The following is a 3,157-nucleotide window of genomic DNA, read 5'->3' as shown; positions in this document are numbered from 1 at the left end:
CCTTGATCCAGCTAAATTAATGGAATTGTTAACCCTGCATTTGGAAAGACWGGGAGTAGAGATTTTGCGAAATCTAGAGGTTACTAATATCGAACGCTCCGGCAAGAATATTAGCGCTATCTATACCGGCGCAACAAAGTGGAACGCCGACCAATATGTATTGGCAGCAGGAGCCTGGTCACCTTCACTAGCAAAAATGTTAAATCTGAATTTATCCCTGATGCCGGGAAAAGGATATTCATTTATGGAGGATGAACCGGAACAAAGAATGACCATTCCGGCATTACTGTGTGAAGCAAGAGTTGCCATTACCCCAATGAATGGACAACTCAGGTTTGGTGGAACAATGGAAATTGCAAAAATTAACAACAAAATAAACATGAACAGGGTCCAGGGAATTTTAGAATCCGTGCCTAAATACTTTCCTGGGTTAGCACCTAAATTGCCCCGTATTGATCATATCTGGTATGGCTTCAGACCCTCATCTCCTGATGGATTACCTTATATCGGTTACGGCTCCGGCACAGCTAATTTGGTTATTGCTACCGGTCATGGAATGATGGGCTTAAGTCTTGGTCCGGCAACAGGTTTACTAGTAAGTCAACTAATCGATCAGGAAAAAACAGAAATAGAAATTTCAGCTTTCCATCCCAACAGATAATACGATTTTAGCTACCTATAGCCGAATATTAGCATACTTAAGCTATAGGTAGCACTCTTTTGGTTAAGATTGTGTAAATTGGGTATCAATAAACGGGAGCGTATGAAAGTTTTACCTTTTACCATTTTAGTACCTGCTGATAGAAGTGTTGTCAGTGAAGAGATCGAATTACCATACTTTTACCCATATCTTCACCGACATGAAGAGTGGCAGCTTACCTGGGTGGAGCAAGGAGAAGGAACCCTAATTGCAGGGAACAACATGCATGTCTTTTCTTCAGGGGATATTTTTCTTGTAGGAGCCAATCTGCCACATTTATTTAAAAGTAATCCTGATTATTTCAGCACTGAGAGCGGCAAATCGGTTAAGGCCCATTCTATCTATTTCAACACTAAAAATACACTTTCCGGCTTATTTGACCTTCCCGAATTGAAAGCCGCTAATTCCTTTCTAGACAACTATAAGCACGGATTTAAGATTCCAGCCAATCAATGCACAAAGATTGCTGCACAAATTAAACAAATACATCATTCTGCTGGTATGGTATTGTTGTCTAATTTCCTGAGCTTAATGAATATGATCCAATCTATAGACAACGATGTTGAAGTTTTATGTCCGGAGGTTTATTCTGCAAGTCTTACCGAAAATGAAGGTATGCGATTGAGCCGGATTATCAACTTCATCATGAAAAATTATCATAACAAGATCGATCTGGAAGACATCTCTAATACTGCATATATGAATCCGCATGCATTTTGCCGATACTTCAAGAAACATACCGGTCACACGTTTGTTTCGTTTCTAAATGAAGTAAGAGTAAATGACGCTTGTAAAAAGCTGCTTTCTGAAGGAAATCCAGAGTCTATTGCAAACGTAGCCTATAAGGTAGGGTTCAATAGTGTAAATAATTTTAACCGGGTTTTCAAGAGTGTGAAAGGTAAAACCCCTAGCGAATACATGGATGCGTATAATAAGGTCAGCAACATAAATTAAACCCCTTTCCACTAAGATCAACCTATCTGATTGATCTGATTCGAACGATTTGTAATTCTATGTAAGTTATGGCCTTACAATTATATATGCTAAATATCCCCTCTATTAGCCATAAAAATGATAAAAAAGTTTAAGTCGTTACCAGCAACATTTTCCATTGCTTAGTTCTAAAAGACATTATGATTTTGAGTAAGGTGAGGTTACAGATCCATTTTTACACCTACCCGCAATGGTCTGTGTGCAATTGCATACTCAAAGGCTTCCTGAGCCTCAGTTAAAGAAAATTCTTTCGACACTATATCCAAAAACGGAAAATTCAGATGCTGTTCTTTTATAAAGTTGAGGGCGTATTGAAGGTCCTCGAAATTATAGTTATGCAAACCTTTAATGGTAAGCAGTTTTCTTATGATTTGCTCAGCATCAATGCCAATCTTCCTGGTTTTAAAAACTGCGCCGGCCCAAATAGCAGTTCCACCGGTTCTTAATGATGCAATTCCCAATTCTATCGCGTCTGGCGAACCACTCATATCAAATACAACATCAATTTTGTGTTCAGCTAAGATCTCCGGCAAATTTGTTTCATCATTAGAATTATAAGAGAAATCAGCGCCAAATGCCTTTGATCCTTGTAAACGTTCACTATTCACATCCACTGCAATAATCCGTGTAGCCCCTGCAACCTTACTCATTGCGGCAGTAACATTTCCCAGAAGGCCCAGACCTGTAATAAGCACATTTTTTTTCTCCAAAGGCCCGGCCAGTCTAATCGCTCCGGCCACAGTTGCCAGTGCACAATTAATGGTTGCTGCAATAGGCAGGGGTAATTCATTAGGTAATTTAAGGACACATGTATGAGCCCGCAAAATACAATATTCGCTTAAACCACCATGAAAGGCGTCTTCTTCCAGAACCTGTGCATGGCCGTATTTAAAAAGATGCTCCGATTTTTGGGGCATACCTTTATCCAGCCATTCTTGTTGAGGATGTGAACAGAATATTGCCCAGGTTACCAGATCACCCTCCAGTAATTTGTTACCTGCCTGATCAATACGTGGATGATCTGCATCCAGTCTAACAATCCTACCTACAATCTCATGGCCCAATACAGTTGGTGTCTTTTCACTTCGGATGCCACTGAAAGTATAGAGATCACTTCCGCAAATGGTGGTATAAAGATTCTTGATTAATATTTCACCCGATTTAAGTGTGGGTATTTCTCTCTCTTGCAACTGCAGTTTTTTGCCGGCACCCTCAAAAACCACGATATTTCCTTTCATAATAACGATCTATTTGAGTGCACAATTACTAAACTTATGTTTAGCATAATTAAACACTATATTATGAAATTGTTAATATACTGGCAAGTATCTATTAATAATATTATAGCGTCATAACTTTTAAAACAACACTGGTTCGGCCTGCATCTGCTTCCGGATTAATACCTACAGTCATAAGGAAGTCTCCGGAATAAGACCTTTGGCTATCAATTGGGGAGGTTGTACC

At 39.3% G+C, this 3,157-nt stretch carries 3 protein-coding genes; 2 read left to right on the top strand and 1 reads right to left on the bottom strand.

Going from position 1 to position 3,157, the window contains the following annotated elements; genetic code table 11:
• Both AC1DG9_RS25530 and AC1DG9_RS25525 read left to right on the top strand, forming a co-directional pair.
• Window positions 1–661, top strand: a 661-nt coding sequence (locus AC1DG9_RS25530) for an NAD(P)/FAD-dependent oxidoreductase (protein ID WP_477635510.1), incomplete at its 5' end; no start/stop codon positions are given.
• A 102-nt stretch (window positions 662–763) separates the two neighbouring features.
• The gene (locus AC1DG9_RS25525) at window positions 764–1,654 is read left to right on the top strand and encodes an AraC family transcriptional regulator (protein ID WP_288879300.1); all 891 of its coding nucleotides are present in this window, start codon (window positions 764–766) and stop codon (window positions 1,652–1,654) included.
• Window positions 1,655–1,854: 200 nt separating this feature from the next.
• Here AC1DG9_RS25525 and AC1DG9_RS25520 read toward each other — a convergent pair whose 3' ends face one another.
• The gene (locus AC1DG9_RS25520) at window positions 1,855–2,931 is read right to left on the bottom strand and encodes a zinc-binding dehydrogenase (protein ID WP_288879301.1); all 1,077 of its coding nucleotides are present in this window, start codon (window positions 2,929–2,931) and stop codon (window positions 1,855–1,857) included.
• Window positions 2,932–3,157 lie beyond the last annotated feature (226 nt).

Source organism: Pedobacter sp. 05L430 (genome assembly GCF_056397585.1).
This window is presented reverse-complemented; position numbering and strand designations above follow the sequence as displayed.